Source organism: Arthrobacter sp. ok909 (assembly GCF_900104405.1).
In the GTDB taxonomy this organism is placed as follows: Bacteria; Actinomycetota; Actinomycetes; order Actinomycetales; family Micrococcaceae; genus Arthrobacter; species Arthrobacter humicola.
The window spans coordinates 41,779-58,122 of the sequence record NZ_FNJS01000007.1; the positions used below are offsets into that span (position 1 = coordinate 41,779).

A 16,344-nucleotide genomic window follows, 5' to 3' on the forward strand; every position below is an offset into this window, starting at 1 on the left:
GGCAAAAACCGTCAAGGACAGTGAGGAGGCCGGAATGAACAAAGAACCCGACGGCCGCCGCAGGCCGCCCACGGACGGCCTGCCCCGGACCGAACCGATGTCGCCCTTGCAGGTGCGCCAGAACGTCGCCGCCAAGCGGATGCTGCGCCGGCTGGTCCAAGGTGAAAACCCGCCGACGGCGCCGCTGAGCATCGTGGACCGGCTCGCCGGCAGCCCCTATGCCAACCCCATGATCCAGGTCGGCGGTGTGGACGCCTCGGCCCGCAAGACCATCGACTTCGCCCTCAAACTGGCGGAATCCATGTTCCGGTACGGAGCCGGCGCCCTCGAGGTCGAGACCAGCATCATTGCCATCACCGCCGCGCTCGGGTTGAAGAACATCGAGGTGGACATCACCAACCAGTCGGTGGCCATCAACTATGCCCCGAAGGACCAGACCCCCATCTCCTTGCTGCGCGTCGTGCGGTCCTGGACCAACAACTACGCGGGCCTCTCCCAGGTGCACCAGCTCGTGACGGACATCGTGGCCGGCGGCGTCGGCCGCGAGGAAGCCGTGCGCCGGCTCGAGGACATCACCCGCAGCGCCAAGCCGTTCCCGCGGTGGATGGTCACGGTGGCTTTCGGCGTGTTCTCCGCCGTCTTCGTCGGCGTCCTGGGCGGCGGGCTGGGCGCGTCCATGGTCGCGTTCATCTCCAACATGCTCGTGAGCCTGCTGGCCCGCCAGCTGGGCCGCTGGCGTACCCCCGACTTCTTCATCACGGCCTCGTGTTCGTTCCTCGTGACTATCATCGCCCTGCTGTTGTGGCGTTTCGGCAGCCCGGTGGGGGTACAGATTGCCCCGGCGATCGTGGTGGTCGGCGGCATCCTGCTGCTCCTGCCCACGGGACGGCTCGTATCCTCGGTCCAGGATGCGATCAACGGCTTCCCGGTCACGGCGGCGGGCCGGTTCCTGTCCACGATGCTGACCTTCGGGGCCCTGGTCGCCGGCATAGCCGTCGGCTTCGTCGTGGGCGATATGACCGGCATGGAACCGATCGACGTCACGGAAACATTCCCGCCGAGGTATGACTTGTGGGTCGTCGTCGTCCTGATCGCCATTGCGGTGCTGATGATCGGCATTACGGAACAGACCAGCGTGAAGCTGCTGCTGCCGACGGCGGCCGTGGGGGTGGTGGGCTATCTGGTCCTGATCGGGGGCGACGCCGTGGGCATCGGGTCCCGGTTCGCGCCGGCCCTCGCGGCCGTGGCGATCGGGTTGCTGGCCCGGGTGGTGGCCCTCCGGATGGGTGCTCCCCAGCTGGTCGTGGCCGTCCCCGCGGCCCTGATCCTGCTCCCCGGACTCACCATATTCCGGTCCATGTATGTATTGACCATCGAGGAATCCGAGATTCTCATCGGCGCCGGGGGGATGCTGAACGCCGGGGCGATCGTGCTCGGCGTCGCTGCGGGGATTGTGCTCGGTGACACCCTGGCACGGCCCCTGACGCGGAGCCTCGCCAGCAACGAGCGGCGCCGGGCCCGCCGCCGCTAGGCCGTCCGGCCAGCGGCGCCTTTAGACCTTGTGCTAGGTCTTGCGCCGTTAGATCCTGGGCCTCAGATCTTGCCTATCGGCAGCTTCTTCTCCGCCTGGAAGTCGTCCTCCACGCGGCCCTTCGCCCAGTAGCCGGAGAGGGAAACCTGGGTCCGCTCCAGCCCGCGCTGCACGTAGAAGACGTTGCGCAGGCCCTTCATGTAGCCCCGCTCGCCGTGGGCAAAGACCTGGACGCGGCCCTCGGGCCACTCGGCGTCGCGCACGGCCGTGACCAGCAGTTCGCTCTCGCCGGCGGGGATGCCACGGCGCAGCAGCCAGCGCAGTTCGACGCCGGCAGGCGCCGCGATCGCCTGGATGTCGGCGTCGCTGTCCACCTCGAGGATGGCGAGGCCGCGGGCGTCCTGGGGCAGGGACTCAATGGCGGCGCCGATGGCCGGGAGCGCCGATTCATCGCCGGCAAAGAGGTGCCAGTCCGCCGTCGGGTCCGGGTTGTAGCCGCCGCCCGGGCCCGTGAAAGTCAGGCGGTCGCCGGGCTTGGCCGATGCCGCCCAGGGGCCGGCGAGGCCCTCGTCGCCGTGGATGACAAAATCGATGGCGAGTTCCTGGGCCGCCGCGTCCACCCAACGGACCGTGTAGGTCCGGGTGAACGGCCACTGGCTGCGCGGCATGGATTCCCGGATGGCCCACAGGTCCAGGGGGTCCGGGTAATCGATGCCCGGCTGCGGAAACACGATCTTGACGTACCGGTCGACATATTCGTTGTTGGCATACCCGGCGAAGCCCGGGCCGCCGGCGATGATCCGGACCATGTGCGGGGAGAGCTGTTCCCGGCGCAGGACTGTCAGGTCAGTCTGGGGGCGCGAGTTCTTGTTGGCGGTGGTGGCGGCGGGGACGGAGGTCATGCAGCTAAGCCTAACCAAGAACCCCGGCCGGGAACCCCGGCAGGGAGGCCTGTTACGGCAACGGCGGCAGTTCCCAGTCGACCGTCCCGTTGCCCTGTTCCTGCAGCAGCGTGTTGGTCCGGCTGAACGGCTTGGAACCGAAGAAGCCCCGGGATGCCGAGAGCGGGCTGGGGTGGGCGCTGGCGACCACGGCGGCGGACCCCAGCAGCGGTCTGACGGACTCGGCATCCTTCCCCCACAGGATCACGACGAGGGGAGCCGTGCCCGTGCCGTCCGCGGACACGCGATGCGCGACAGCCCGGATGGCCGCCGCCGTGACGGCTTCCCAGCCCTTGTTCCGGTGCGAACCGGCTGCTCCGGCGCGGACGCTGAGGACCCGGTTGAGCAGCAGCACGCCCTGCTCCGCCCAGCGGCTAAGGTCCCCGTGGACGCGGGGCGGGAAGCCGAGATCGGCCTCCAGTTCCTTGTAGATGTTCGCGAGGCTGCGGGGGATCGGCCGGGTGCCACCATCGACGGCGAAGGACAGCCCGACGGCGTGCCCCGGCGTCGGATAGGGGTCCTGTCCCACGATCAGGACCCGCACGCCGGACAGCGGCTGCCGGAAAGCGCGCAGGAGGTTGGACGGCGACGGGAGGACCTCATGCCCCGCGGCCGCGTCGCTGGCGAGGTAGTCCAGGACGTCCCGCAGCTGTGCCTCCACCGGCGCCAGCGCCTCCGCCCAGTCCGGGGCGACCAGCTCGCCCAGCGGCTGGCGTGCCAGCTCCGCAAAGCTGAGATTGTCGGCGGCCGCGGGCTCCAGCTCGAACAGGGCATCGGAATCAAACACAGGTCCCATTCTCCCGCACGTCCGCCCGCGCCGCCCGTTCCTGGACCGCGCCCAAATGACAACCCTGTCGTTCGGCCGTAGCATGGGACTGACTTTTCACCGGATCCAGCCAAGGGAGTGTGTCGTGGCCGAAACAGCGCAAGAGCACGTGCTCGCGGGGGATTTTGACGGAATTTCCGACGCCGGGGACAGCCTGAGCGCGGCGGCGGACGAATCGCCGCTGAGTGCCCGTGACCAGCAGATGCTTGCCTTGGAGCGGCAATGGTGGAAGTACGCCGGCGCCAAGGAACAGGCCATCCGCGAGCTGTTCGACCTTTCCGCCACGCACTACTACCAGATCCTCAACGCCCTCATCGATACCGAGGAGGCGCTGGCCCACGATCCCATGCTGGTCAAGAGATTGCGTAGACTACGTACATCACGCCAACGTGCCCGCACTGCCCGTCGTCTGGGAACAGATTCGTAAAGTAGCGCCACGCGCAGCCGGATTCGCAGGTCCTGTTGCGCCCGCTTCCGGCCTCGGGCACCCCGTATGAAATCAGCAAGGACGTCGTTTAACCATGACCAAATACGCTCGGGATGAATTTGATCGAGTCCCGGAGACCTCTACCCGGCAGGGTGTCCACCGGACCGTCGCCGAATCGCGCCGCCGGAGCCTGGTGCCCATCCTGGCGGCGGGCTGCGTAGCACTGGCCATCGGTCTGGTGGCCTTCCTGATCCTGCCCAAGCTCGGCTTTTCTGCGGGTCAGGCATCGGCCGTCTCCGCCGGCAGCAGCCCGTCCGCCAGCAGCAGCCCGTCTGCCACGAGCCCGGCGAGCCCCAGCCCCGAGGCGACCAGCACGGCCCCGGCCAGCCCCGAAGCTGCCCCGACGGCGCCGGTAGCATCGCCCTCCGCAACACCGGGGGACACCGCCGCCGGCGTGGACAAGACGCAGCCGGTGACGATCTACAACGGGACCACCACCGCCGGCCTCGCCAGCAGGGTCGGCGGCACCGTCAGTTCCGCCGGCTGGGTTCTGGGCCAGACGGGCAACTGGCCCGGCGTTCCCCAACAGGCATCGGTCATTTTCTACAGCAGCGTGGACCAGAAGGGCAACGCCGAGGCTCTGGGAACGCTTCTGGGCATCGACACCCTGGTGGAGTCCGCCGAGTTCAACAGGCCCCTCGTCGTGGTGATCGGCCCCGGCTTCCAGTAACCCATTCCGGTTACGCCTCAATAACTATTCACCGGCGGGTCTGCCCGTCACCGGCAATACTGCGGGACGCTGTGGATACAGTGGCTGCGGATTTCTCTCCGCAGTCCGCGGCGCACATCGACGTGGGCCGCACGCAAGCTAGCTGAAAGTGTGGACACCATGGCACTGGGAACCGTCAAATGGTTCAACGCCGAAAAGGGCTACGGCTTTATCACTGTCGACGGGTCCGAGAACGACGTCTTCGTGCACTGGTCCGCGATCATCGGGGAAGGCTACCGCGCCCTGGATGAGGGCCAGCGGGTGGAGCTGGAAATCGGCGAGGGCGAAAAGGGCCCGCAGGCTGAAAGCGTTCGGCCCGCCTAGTGGCACTTCCGGCCCTCACGGATACCCCGCGGAACACCGCCCGGCGCCGCACAGGAACTTTCCCGTTGGGCCGCGCCCTGGCAGCGGCAACGGTAACGGCCTTGGCACTGACAGGCTGCCTGGGGCCGGCGGGCAGCGCCCGCGTGGCCAGCGCCGATGCCAGCGGCGACGGTACCCTGCGCATCGGCCTGATCCTGGACAACACCGGGCGGCAGAACTTCCTCAACGCCCCCCAGCTTGCGGCCGCGCAGCTTGCCGTCAGGGACATCAACGCCGCCGGCGGCCACAAAGGCAAACCCGTGGAGCTGCTGCCGGAAACCATCAGTACGGACACCGCCGCCCAGGCCAAAGCGCTCGTGGCCGCCAAGGCCGACGTCGTGATCGGTCCCACCGATTCCAGCCGTGCCCCCGCCGCCATTGACGTGCTGTCCAACGCCAAGGTAGCGCTCATTTCGCCGGCCAACTCTGCCAGCGGGCTCAGCAACTACAAGAGCGGCGGCTACTACTTCCGCACCGCGGCGGCAGACGTCGCCCAGGCGTCCGTCCTGGCCAAGCTGGCCAAAGACGGCGGCGCCAAGACCCTGGCGGTCCTGCACGAGGCAGGTGACTACGGCAAGGACGTCGCTGCCGCCGTCGACAGTGCGGCCAAGCAGTCCGGCATGGACACCGTGGCGGACGCGGAGTTCAAACCGGGCCAGGCGCAACAAGCTGCTGCCGCCGCGAAAGCCGCGAATCCCGACGCCGTGGTCCTGGTCGCGCGCGATGGCGCCCAGGGTGCCATCGCCGAACTGAACAACGCCGGCCTTGCAGGGAAGAAACTCGTCCTCAGCGACGGAGCAGTCAACCAGTACGGCTCCGGGCTGGGCGCTCGCGCCCTTGACGGCGCGCGCGGGATCCTGCCCGGTGTCTTCCCCTCTGCCGCATTCCAGGCGGACCTCGTGGCGGTAGATCCCGGTCTGAAGGACATGACGTTCGCCGCCGAGACGTACGACGCCGTCATCCTGGCCGCCGTCGCTGCCGCCGCGGCAGAGGACGACGCCGGAACCTCCATCGCGGCGTCCCTCGTCCCCGTCTCCGGCGGCGCCGCGGCAGCAGACGGCCAGGCCGCCAGCCCGGCCGCCAGCAAGGTGTGCACGAGCTACAGGGACTGTGAAGACGCGCTGCGGGCAGGGCAGCGTCCGGACTACGACGGCCAGTCTGGACGGATCAGCTTCGACTCCCATGGGGACATCACCCAGGCGAACTACGTGGTCTACACCTACGGCGAGGACAACATGGCCAAGATGAGCGGCACGGAGACCGCCAGCAGCAACGGCGGCTGATCGCTCGTAGCGTATTGGGCCCGCGTGGCGGGCGGTTCGGGCCGGCCACTGCTTGCACTCTCCCCGGGGGAGTGCTAATTATTGAGTTAGCACTCCAGCGCACTGACTGCTAACACGACGCCCGGTCCGCCCGGCCGCGAAGTGAGGCGGCCGGTCCAGGAGCTAAAGAAACACCTTGCTGGGGTGAGATCCCGGACCCAGCGGCATACAGAGGCCGCCGGGTTGGGATTGTCCGTCGCGGGCACCGCAGCGAAGGTTCATTCTTAACGACTGTCCCGAAAGGACTACTGCCGTTATGGCCAAGATCATTGCATTTGATGAAGAGGCACGCCGCGGTCTTGAGCGGGGCCTGAATATCCTCGCCGACGCCGTCAAGGTCACCCTCGGCCCGCGGGGACGCAACGTCGTCCTCGAAAAGAAGTGGGGCGCCCCCACGATCACCAACGATGGTGTTTCCATCGCCAAGGAGATCGAGCTGGACGATCCTTACGAGAAGATCGGCGCCGAGCTGGTCAAGGAAGTTGCCAAGAAGACGGATGACGTCGCTGGCGACGGCACCACCACGGCCACCGTGCTGGCTCAGGCCCTGGTCAAGGAAGGCCTGCGCAACGTCGCGGCCGGCGCTGACCCGCTGTCCCTCAAGCGCGGCATCGAGAAAGCCGTCGAAGCCGTCACCCGCGAGCTCCTGGCCTCCGCCAAGGAAATCGAGACCAAGGAAGAGATCGCCGCCACCGCGTCCATCTCTGCTGGCGACAACGAGATCGGCGCCCTGATCGCCGAAGCCCTCGACAAGGTCGGCAAGGAAGGCGTCATCACGGTCGAGGAGTCGAACACGTTCGGCCTCGAGCTGGAGCTCACCGAAGGCATGCGCTTCGACAAGGGCTACATCTCCGCTTACTTCGTTACCGACGCCGAGCGCCAGGAAACGGTCCTTGAGGATCCCTACATCCTGATCGTCAACTCCAAGATCTCCAACGTCAAGGAACTGGTTGCTGTCCTCGAAAAGGTCATGCAGTCCAACAAGCCGCTGCTGATCATTGCCGAAGACATCGAGGGCGAGGCCCTGGCCACCCTGATCGTCAACAAGATCCGCGGCACCTTCAAGTCCGTTGCCGTCAAGGCTCCGGGCTTCGGCGACCGCCGCAAGGCGCAGCTGGCTGACATCGCCATCCTCACCGGTGGCCAGGTCATCTCCGAGGAAGTCGGCCTCAAGCTTGAGACCGCCGGACTCGAACTCCTCGGCAAGGCCCGCAAGGTTGTTGTCACCAAGGACGAGACCACCATTGTTGAGGGTGCTGGCGACGCCGACCAGATCGCCGGCCGCGTGTCCCAGATCCGCGCCGAGATCGAGAACTCGGATTCCGACTACGACCGCGAGAAGCTGCAGGAGCGTCTGGCCAAGCTGGCCGGTGGCGTTGCAGTCATCAAGGCCGGTGCCGCAACCGAGGTCGAGCTCAAGGAACGCAAGCACCGCATTGAGGACGCTGTCCGCAACGCCAAGGCCGCTGTTGAAGAGGGCATCGTCGCCGGCGGTGGCGTTGCCCTGATCCAGGCCGGTGCCAAGGCATTCGCGAACCTGCAGCTCTCCGGTGACGAAGCAACCGGTGCGAACATCGTCCGCGTTGCCATCGACGCCCCGTTGAAGCAGATCGCCTTCAACGCCGGCCTCGAGCCCGGCGTCGTGGTGGACAAGGTCCGCGGCCTGCCCGCAGGCCACGGCCTCAACGCAGCCACCGGCGAGTACGTCGACCTGCTGGCCGCTGGCATCAACGACCCGGTCAAGGTAACCCGCTCTGCCCTGCAGAACGCGGCTTCCATCGCCGGTCTGTTCCTGACCACCGAGGCCGTTGTGGCCGACAAGCCGGAGAAGAACTCCCCGGCTATGGGCGGCGGCGACGACATGGGCGGCATGGGCGGCATGGGCGGTTTCTAACCACCCGGCTTCCAGCCACCTGAACTAATCGTTCAACGACGGCGGTCCCACCTTCGGGTGGGGCCGCCGTCGTCGGTTAAGCACATCCCCGCCCAGGCACCCTCCCTCACTTAAGGCTCTGATCCAGCCGACGCTGCCTCAGATATCACGGTGATCACGCGACTGCTCTGCTGAGGACGGGCGGTAAGGGAGCGTTGCGTGGTGGAGGAAGGATGTGAGGGGGCATCGGGTGGTTTGGTGCCGAGGTGAGGGGCGTCGGTGGACGTCGGCGGGGTCTGGCAGGATAGATCAGTGACGATTACAGCAGCGGCCGACGGTTCGGCCTTAGGAAATCCCGGCCCGGCCGGCTGGGCCTGGTACGTGAATGACGACTGCTGGCGCGCCGGCGGATGGCCCCACGGCACCAACAACCAGGGCGAGTTGATGGCGGTGCTGGACCTGTTCCGGGCCACGGCTCATGTGCCCGCCGAAGACCTCCTCATCCTCTGCGACAGCCAGTACGTCATCAACGCCGTGACCAAGTGGATGCCCGGCTGGAAGCGCAAAGGCTGGCGCAAGGCGGACGGCAAGCCGGTGCTGAACGTCGACCTCCTCAAAGACATCGACCAGGCCCTCGTAGGCCGTAGGTACACCTTCGAATGGGTGCGGGGCCATGCAGGCCACGAGCTCAACGAAGCGGCAGACGACCGCGCCCGGGCAGCTGCCACGGCGTACCAGCAAGGCGTGGCCGTCCGGCAGGGTCCCGGATTCGGGACAGCGGCAGTCGGGGCGCCGCCGGCGGCCCCCGCGGGCTCTGCGACGCCGCAGGCAGCCCCGCAGGCAGCGCGGGCAGCCGCGGCCCCGGTGTCCCGGGCGGCGGCCCCGCAGCAGGGCATGCGGCCGAGCCAGTCCGCGGCTCCCTCCGGCCAACAGGAACTCTTCGGCGCACCAGGCGTCTTCGAAGAGCCGGACCTCTTCAGCGAACTCGAGGAAGAATCGGCCGCAGGCTTGGCGGAGACCAGCCCCGAAGCAGTGGTCGAGTCGCTCGAGCGGGAACTGCTCCAACCGGAAACCCGGGCGGACTTGGGCCGCACAGCAGTCCTGCTCCACCCCGACTTCACCGAAATCGGCAGCTCCGGACGCATCTGGACCCGCGACGCCATGATGATGGCCCTGGAGGACAACCCGGGCGGCCCCGCCGAGCTGGAGCTGCTGGGCGCGGACCGGCTGGGAGAGAAGACAGTGCTCCTGACGTACCGCAGCCACACGCGCGACGGATCAGCCTTGCGCAGCTCCCTGTGGGTCCTTGACGGCGCACAGTGGCGGTTGCGCTTCCACCAGGGCACCCCCGAGGCCTGACCCGGCCCCGGGAAGGCCTGACCCGGCCCCGGGAGGATCAGGTGAAGCGCTGCACGTTCCCAAGCTCTGCCTGGTCATAGGTGGCGGCTGCCGAATTCAGTGCCAGGTTGATGGACGCCAGGGAGGCTTCGACCCTGCCTTGGGTCAGCGCCCACTCGGCGACCAGGTTCTGGAAGTTCGTCGCCGCGGAGCCGCGCCAGCTGCCCTGGAGTTCGTCCAGCCCGTGTTTCATGGCGTGGACGTCCGCGCTGATCCGCTCCACCGTGGCCTTCACGTTGGCGGATTTCAGCTGGAGGAGTTCCGTATCGACGGAGATGATGCTCATGGCCATGCCCTCTCGAATGTTCGAAGGAGGCAGCAGGGACCCGGCAACCTGCGGACCAGCGCCAAGAGCCAGCCGTAATCTACTGACGTGACTTCTTTCTGGACAGCGTTGCCGGACAGTCTTGCTGGACAAGCTTGCAGGGACTGTCTGCCTCATCCGGATCTTCCGGACACCTTGAGCGTAGGCAGGCAGCGCACCGGGCGGACACCGCCGTCGGCTCCTATGTGGACAACTCCGGCGCAGACAATGCCGTGGCGTCTTCGTCCAGGAACGGGATGCTGGCCACCAGCGTGGCGCCGCCGCCGTCGGTCTTTTCGACCCGCACGGACCCGGCATGCGCGCCGATGATGGCGGCCACGATGGCCAGGCCGAGTCCGCTGCCGCCGGTTTCCCGGGTCCGCGACGTATCCGCCCGGTAGAAGCGCTCGAAGATCCGGGCCGCCTCCTCATCCGGGACGCCGGGTCCGTGGTCTCGGACCTCGATTACGGAGTGCCGTGCGCCGTCCGGCGCGGTCCGGACCCCGACGCCAATCTCGATGGGGCTGCCCTCCGGCGTATACCGCAGGGCATTGCCGACCAGGTTGCTCACCACCTGCCGCAGCTTGGCTTCATCGCCCAGGACCGGGGCAGCAGCCGGAGCAGCTCCGTCGAGTCCGGTGAGGGTGATGGTGCGGCTGCGGTCGCTGGCCTGGGTGTCCACCACGGCATCGTTGGCCAGGAGCAGCAGATCCGCCGGTTTCTGCTGCAGCGGGCGCTGTTCGTCGATTCTCGCGAGCAGCAGAAGGTCCTCGACCATGGCCCCCATGCGCTTGGCTTCGCTCTCGATCCGTCCCATCGCAGTGGCCACGTCTTCCGGCGTGGACAGCGCGCCGTGCCGGTAGAGCTCGGAGAATCCCCGGATGGTCACCAGCGGGGTGCGCAGTTCGTGCGAGGCGTCGGCCGCGAAGCGCCGCATCTTGGCCTCGGAAGCCATCCGGGCGGCGAACGCTGTTTCGATGTGCGCGAGCATGGCATTGAGCGAACTCCCAAGCCGGCCCACCTCAGTGCCCGGGTTTTCAACCTCCACACGCCGGGACAAGTCTCCGGCGGCGATGGCGGCGGCCGTCTTCTCCACCCGAGCCAGCGGGCGGAACGACCGCGAGACGGTCCATGTGGCGATGAAGAATGCCAGGACAAGCGTCAGCAGGCCCACCCCCACGACCACCAGGGCGGCGTGTTCCATCACGGAATCGACGGGGTCCAGGGGCAGGCCGATGACGACGACGGCGCTGCGCTGGTTGTTGTCCACCACGTTGACCGCCACGACCCTCCAGTTGCCGCCTTCGGTGCCGCGCACCTGGAAGGGCGCCTGCTGGCGTTCCCGGGCCTCGACCGTGGAGAAAGTCTTGATGGCGGGGTGGGAGTCCTTGTCGCCGCCAAACGTGTAAGGCGGGGCGCCCGGGCTGAAAAGCATCAGCGAATAGTCGGTGGGAACGGTGGAGGTGGTTTCCTGCAGCTGGCTGAAGGACTGCTGCTGGCGCGCGGAATCGACGGCGGCCCGGAGCTTGTCATCCACCTGGCCCTGCAGGAAGCTGTGCAGCAGGGTCAGCGTGCCCGCACCCGTGGCCGTAAGGGCCACGAGCATGAGGGCCATCATGATGGCCACGAGCTGCGACCGCAGCGACGCCGACTTCCAGCGGTACAGCAAGGTCAGCGCTTCTCCGCTGTCCGCAGGACGTAGCCGACGCCGCGCTTGGTCTGGATCAGTGCCGGGGCGTCGGGATCGATGTCCACCTTGCGGCGGAGGTAGGAGATGTAGGACTCCACGATGGAGGCATCGCCGTTGAAGTCGTACTCCCAGACGTGGTCCAGGATCTGGGCCTTGGACAGGACTCGGTTCGGGTTGAGCATGAGGTAGCGCAGGAGCTTGAACTCGGTGGGGGACAGCTCGATCACGGTCCCGCCGCGGCGGACCTCGTGGGCGTCGTCGTCGAGCTGGAGGTCATCGACCCGGATCACGGCGTCGTCGTCGACCTGGGGCTGCGTGCGCCGGAGCACGGCGCGGATGCGGGCCACCACCTCGTCGAGGCTGAAGGGCTTGGTGACGTAGTCGTCGCCGCCCACGGTCAGGCCGGTGACTTTGTCTTCAGTGTCGTCCTTGGCCGTGAGGAACAGGACGGGGAAGTGCTTGCCGGCGGCGCGCAGGCGCCGGGTGACGGTGAAGCCGTCCATGTCCGGCAGCATGACGTCGAGGACTGCCAGATCGGGGGCGTGCTCCTCCGCGGCGGCCAGTGCCTCGCGCCCGCTGCCGGCTGAGACAACTTCAAAACCTGCAAAACGCAGGGACGTTGACAGCAGCTCACGGATGTTGGGTTCATCATCGACGACGAGCAGCTTGGCTTCGGGACCGTTCTTCTTCATGTTCCCATGATGCTCCCAGACTCTGGGAGTTTTCTGAATGAAAGATGGGTGTTGCATGGGCCGTCAACCGGCGGTGCCGACGTCGTTGGCGTCCATGATCCGGTAGGCGTAACCCTGTTCGGCCAGGAAGCGCTGCCGTTTCGCGGCGAAGTCCTGATCCAGGGTGTCCCGGGCCACGAGCGAGTAGAACCGGGCGGCGCGGCCGTCCTTCTTGGGCCGCAGCAGCCGGCCCAGGCGCTGGGCCTCTTCCTGGCGGGAGCCGAAGGAGCCCGAGACCTGAATCGCCACGGATGCCTCGGGCAGATCGATGGAGAAGTTGGCCACCTTGGACACCACCAGGGTCTGCACCTCGCCCGAACGGAACGCGTCAAAGAGGCGCTGGCGCTCCTTGACCGTGGTGTCGCCCTTGATCACGGGCGCGTTGAGGCGCTCGCCGATCTCGTCGAGCTGATCGATGTACTGCCCGATCACCAGCAGCTGTTCGCCGGCGTGTTCGGCGACGAGTTCTTCCACCACGCGGGTCTTCGTCTCCGAGGTCGCGCACAGGCGGTACTTGTCGGCGTCCTCGGCCATGGCGTAGGCCACGCGTTCGTCGCGGGGCAGGTCGATCCGGACCTCGACGCAGTCCGCGGGCGCGATGTAGCCCTGCGCCTCGATGTCCTTCCACGGCGCGTCGTAACGTTTCGGGCCGATGAGGCTGAAGACCTCGCCCTCCCGGCCGTCCTCCCGCACCAAGGTGGCGGTGAGTCCCAGCCGGCGCCGGGCCTGCAGGTCCGCCGTCATGCGAAAGATGGGCGCGGGCAGCAGGTGGACCTCGTCGTAGATGATCAGGCCCCAGTCGTTGCCGTCCACGAGCTCCAGATGCGGGTACAGCCCGCCGCGCTTCGTGGTCAGGACCTGGTAGGTGGCGATCGTGACCGGCCGGACTTCCTTGACGGAGCCGGAGTACTCGCCGATCTCCTCCTCGGTCAGGGACGTGCGCTTGAGGAGCTCGTCCTTCCACTGCCGGGCCGAGACGGTGTTGGTCACCAGGATCAGGGTGGTGGTGGAGCTGGTGGCCATGGCGGCCGCACCCACCAGCGTTTTGCCGGCGCCGCAGGGGAGCACGACGACGCCGCTGCCGCCGGCCCAGAAGTTCTCCGTTGCCAGCCTCTGGTAGGGGCGGAGCTTCCAGCCGGATTCGTTGAGCATGATCGGGTGCGGCGTGCCGTCGACGTAGCCGGCCAGGTCCTCGGCCGGCCAACCGATCTTGAGCAGCAGTTGCTTGAGCTGCCCGCGCTGGGAGGAATGCACCACCACCGTCTCGCCGTCGATCCGCGGCCCGAGCAGCGGGGCGATCTTCTTAGCCCGGCTGACCTCTTCGAGCACCGGATAGTCGGACGTGCGCATCACCAGGCCGTGCTGCGGGTCCTTTTCCAGCCGGAGCCGGCCGTACCGGGACATGGTCTCTTCGACGTCGATCAGCAGGGAGTGCGGCACCGGGAACCGGGAGTACTTGAGCAGCGTGTCCAGCACCTTTTCGGCGTCCAGCCCTGCTGCCCGGGCATTCCACAGCCCCAGCGGCGTCAACCGGTAGCTGTGCACATGCTCCGGGGCCCGTTCCAGCTCGGCGAACGCCGCGATGGCGTGCCGGGCCTCTGTTGCGAGTTCATGGTCGACCTCCAGCAGGATGGTCTTGTCACTCTGGACGATCAGGGGCCCGTCATTCACTGGAGCAATTCCTCTGTGGCTTCTACGTCGATAATCCGGTGGATGGACAAGACCCGCTCGGTCTCCTTGTCAGGATCGAACACCCGGACACGCCCACCATTCACTGCTACCGGAACAACGCACTCGCGGCTGGCATTCCCCATGCCGTCCACAACGTTCATGACCACCCGCTGCTTGAGGCGGATCGCCTTCAGCAGGGTTTCCAGCCCCAGCTGGGTCGCCTCCTCGCTGCCCGGGGCAGCCGCCGGCGGGTGAGCTCCGGCAGCGCCCGGGGCGCGGGTCCCGTCGCTGCGCAGCACGGCCAGCTGGGCGTCGATGTCCGCCTCCGGCGGAGCCGTGCGCGGGGCCGTATAGACCGGCCGGCCGCCGCCGGAAACCGGGGTGCTGCGGCGCAGCCGGACGACGGCGGACGATGCGTCCTCCAGCACGGGGGACAGGCCCAGGCCCTTGAGCACCTGGGCGGTATCCCGCGGTGCGGCGTGCGAGATGACGACCGTGGGCGCGATCCGCACCAGCCCGAGGCCGGCGGCGGCCGGGGCATTGAGCAGATCCAGCAGGGCCGTCTCGTCCTCGCTCTGGATGAAGCTCGCCGCAGCCCCGACCCGGAGCCGGGAGTGGCGGGCGGCGGTGTCCTCGATGAGGTACTGCAGTGGCTGGGGGATGGCCGTGGCTGAATGCCGGTGCAGGAACTCCAGGATCGCCGCTGCGTCCTGACCGGCGTCAAGGGCCCGGCGGACCGAAGCAACGGAGAACCGGTAGATGGTTGCCGGTCCCTGCCCCTCGGCCACTGCCATGGTGAGGAGCCGGTCACTCAGTTCGGGGTCGAGATAGCCGGGGGCCACCGCGGTCAGGTCCGCCTGCAGCAGTATGTGCTGCAGGGCTGCCGGCAGGTGTTCGCCCAGGATTCCGAGGGCATCATCCGGCCGCTCGGCGGCGATGGCGGCGCCAAGCTGGCTGAGCGCGCCGGAACCGATGAGGCCCAGCATCTCTGCCTCCATGAGGATGCCGCGGATCAGCGAGCTGAACCGGCGGGCCATCCGGGGCTGGGTCCATTCGGCCCGCGCCAGCACGGCGCTGGCATCCAGGACGGGCGCCTGCCCGTCGGGGGCCGCGGCCTCCAGGGTGAGTTCGTTTAGGATTTCCAGGACCCGTTTGCGGACCACCGGAGCGTCGGGCCGCTGTGCCTCGGCCGAGAGCGCGTTGATGGTGGTCCCGGCCATGCCCCGGTGGCCGGCCGGGCCCGGAGCTGCAGCATTCACGGGCTGTCCCACGAGCGAGGGGGCGCGCTCGCTGGCCAGCCAGGCGTTGACTAGCCACAGCCATTGTTCCTGCCGGGGAAGCGCCAGCCACTCCAGCTGCGGCGGCTGCACCCACGCGGAGCTGTCGACATCCAGCCGGAGCAGGCCTGCCATGCCGCAGAGTTCCGCGAGCACCCCGGCCTCCTGCACGCCGATCCGCAGCGAATCGGCCAGCCGCTTCATCTCCCGTACCCCGACGCCCCCGCTGCGCAGCGTCGCCAGGGGCTGCTCACGCACGGTGTACAGCACTTCGCCCACGAGCCGCAGCGTCTCCGCGATCGCGCCCAGCGCGGCGTTGCGGCGCAGCCCGGCGCTTGTAAGGCCCAGCCGGGGTACGGGCGGCACGAGGGAGAAGTCCTCAATGACAAACCCGCCACGCAGCGACACGCCCACGCTGTGCGGCAGCTCGACGTGCGCGGCGTCCAGCGGCACCAGCAGGCCCCGCGCCAGCAGCCAGTCCACAGGGCCGACGTCGGAGCTTTCGTGGAGCACTGTGGCGCGGCGTTGCGCCTGCGGAACGGCGCCCATGGCCCAGTTGCCGAACCGGGCCAGCAGCGCGGACGTGCGTTCCGGCGCGCTGGCCAGGATGTCCTGGACTGACTCCGGTGTTGCCGTCCAGTGCTGCAGCGCCAGGGCCGCTTCCATCGGCGTCGTGGCGGGCGCGATGGATGCCCCGCTACGGTGCAGTTCCCCCACCAGCTGCACCACGCGCTGCGCAAAAGCCGGCTGGAGCCGCACGAGCTCGGTGTAGCTGCGTCCCAGGCCGGCAGGGTAGATGCCGATCACATCCTTGAGGCTGCCGACGGGGAGGTAGTGCCGTGCCTTGGCGGCGGCGGGAGTCGCGCCGTGCGGTGGATCGGTGCGGTGGACGAGGGCCAGTTCCTGCAGGGAATGGAGCAGTCGGTCGATCGCGGCAACCGAGGAGCCATTGATCAGTTTCTTCAGCGTTGCCGCCGATGCGCTGTGTCCGGTATCGGCGTTGGTGCACAGGTGCAGGGTTTCCAGCACCTGCATCTGCGGACGGTTGAGCCGCTCGAGTGCCCGTTGCACGCTGACTCGTCCGCTGGCGCGGGCGGCCAGGGCGGCGAAGTCCGGGACGCCGGGAGAGATCAGGTCCGGCCGCGCGGAGAACAGGGCCCGCAACGAGTCGTCGCTTCGTGCCTGAAGTTCCTTGCTGAGCGCGCGGATGAGGGACATCGG

14 protein-coding genes are annotated in these 16,344 nt (G+C 67.9%); 7 read left to right on the forward strand and 7 right to left on the reverse strand.

The window, feature by feature from the left end:
• Window positions 1-34: 34 nt before the first annotated feature.
• Window positions 35-1,531 carry a threonine/serine exporter family protein gene (locus tag BLR03_RS07665; protein ID WP_091251380.1) on the forward strand — a complete coding sequence of 499 codons (1,497 nt, stop codon included), beginning with the start codon at window positions 35-37 and terminating at the stop codon, window positions 1,529-1,531.
• A 62-nt stretch (window positions 1,532-1,593) separates the two neighbouring features.
• Here the strand turns inward: BLR03_RS07665 and BLR03_RS07670 are convergent, their stop codons facing one another.
• Entirely contained in the window at window positions 1,594-2,433 is an 840-nt protein-coding gene (locus tag BLR03_RS07670; RefSeq protein ID WP_091251382.1) for a siderophore-interacting protein, read from the reverse strand.
• Window positions 2,434-2,485: 52 nt separating this feature from the next.
• Window positions 2,486-3,268, reverse strand: coding sequence for a uracil-DNA glycosylase (locus tag BLR03_RS07675; protein WP_091251384.1), 783 nt, complete (start codon window positions 3,266-3,268; stop codon window positions 2,486-2,488).
• 115 nt (window positions 3,269-3,383) lie between these two features.
• Between BLR03_RS07675 and BLR03_RS07680 the strand changes: the two genes are divergently transcribed.
• From BLR03_RS07680 to BLR03_RS07705, 6 genes are all read left to right on the forward strand, one after another.
• Window positions 3,384-3,725 carry a DUF3263 domain-containing protein gene (locus BLR03_RS07680; protein ID WP_254788269.1) on the forward strand — a complete coding sequence of 114 codons (342 nt, stop codon included), beginning with the start codon at window positions 3,384-3,386 and terminating at the stop codon, window positions 3,723-3,725.
• Between the two features lie 94 nt (window positions 3,726-3,819).
• A complete protein-coding gene (locus tag BLR03_RS07685; RefSeq protein ID WP_091251386.1) occupies window positions 3,820-4,455 on the forward strand; it encodes a LytR C-terminal domain-containing protein in 636 nt (211 codons plus the stop codon).
• Between the two features lie 159 nt (window positions 4,456-4,614).
• Window positions 4,615-4,818 carry a cold-shock protein gene (locus BLR03_RS07690; RefSeq protein WP_139184482.1) on the forward strand — a complete coding sequence of 68 codons (204 nt, stop codon included), beginning with the start codon at window positions 4,615-4,617 and terminating at the stop codon, window positions 4,816-4,818.
• Between the two features lie 101 nt (window positions 4,819-4,919).
• Window positions 4,920-6,140 (forward strand): ABC transporter substrate-binding protein, encoded by a 1,221-nt coding sequence (locus tag BLR03_RS07695; protein ID WP_368086953.1) that lies wholly within the window; start codon window positions 4,920-4,922, stop codon window positions 6,138-6,140.
• A gap of 295 nt (window positions 6,141-6,435) precedes the next feature.
• Window positions 6,436-8,073, forward strand: coding sequence for a chaperonin GroEL (gene groL / locus BLR03_RS07700; RefSeq protein ID WP_091251391.1), 1,638 nt, complete (start codon window positions 6,436-6,438; stop codon window positions 8,071-8,073).
• A gap of 291 nt (window positions 8,074-8,364) precedes the next feature.
• Window positions 8,365-9,411, forward strand: coding sequence for a ribonuclease HI family protein (locus BLR03_RS07705; protein WP_091251393.1), 1,047 nt, complete (start codon window positions 8,365-8,367; stop codon window positions 9,409-9,411).
• A 37-nt stretch (window positions 9,412-9,448) separates the two neighbouring features.
• Here BLR03_RS07705 and BLR03_RS07710 read toward each other — a convergent pair whose 3' ends face one another.
• From BLR03_RS07710 to BLR03_RS07730, 5 genes are all read right to left on the reverse strand, one after another.
• Window positions 9,449-9,736, reverse strand: a complete 288-nt coding sequence (locus BLR03_RS07710; protein WP_091251583.1) for a WXG100 family type VII secretion target — start codon at window positions 9,734-9,736, stop codon at window positions 9,449-9,451.
• Between the two features lie 220 nt (window positions 9,737-9,956).
• On the reverse strand, window positions 9,957-11,423 hold the full coding sequence (locus BLR03_RS07715; RefSeq protein ID WP_091251395.1) for a sensor histidine kinase: 1,467 nt from the start codon (window positions 11,421-11,423) through the stop codon (window positions 9,957-9,959).
• 2 nt (window positions 11,424-11,425) lie between these two features.
• On the reverse strand, window positions 11,426-12,136 hold the full coding sequence (locus BLR03_RS07720) for a response regulator transcription factor (protein ID WP_091251396.1): 711 nt from the start codon (window positions 12,134-12,136) through the stop codon (window positions 11,426-11,428).
• A gap of 63 nt (window positions 12,137-12,199) precedes the next feature.
• Complete coding sequence (locus BLR03_RS07725; protein WP_091251398.1) at window positions 12,200-13,846, reverse strand: DNA repair helicase XPB; 1,647 nt, start codon at window positions 13,844-13,846, stop codon at window positions 12,200-12,202.
• The gene (locus BLR03_RS07730; RefSeq protein ID WP_091251401.1) at window positions 13,843-16,341 is read right to left on the reverse strand and encodes a helicase-associated domain-containing protein; all 2,499 of its coding nucleotides are present in this window, start codon (window positions 16,339-16,341) and stop codon (window positions 13,843-13,845) included. The genes BLR03_RS07725 and BLR03_RS07730 overlap by 4 nt, the downstream gene beginning before the upstream one ends.
• Between the last annotated feature and the right edge of the window lie 3 nt (window positions 16,342-16,344).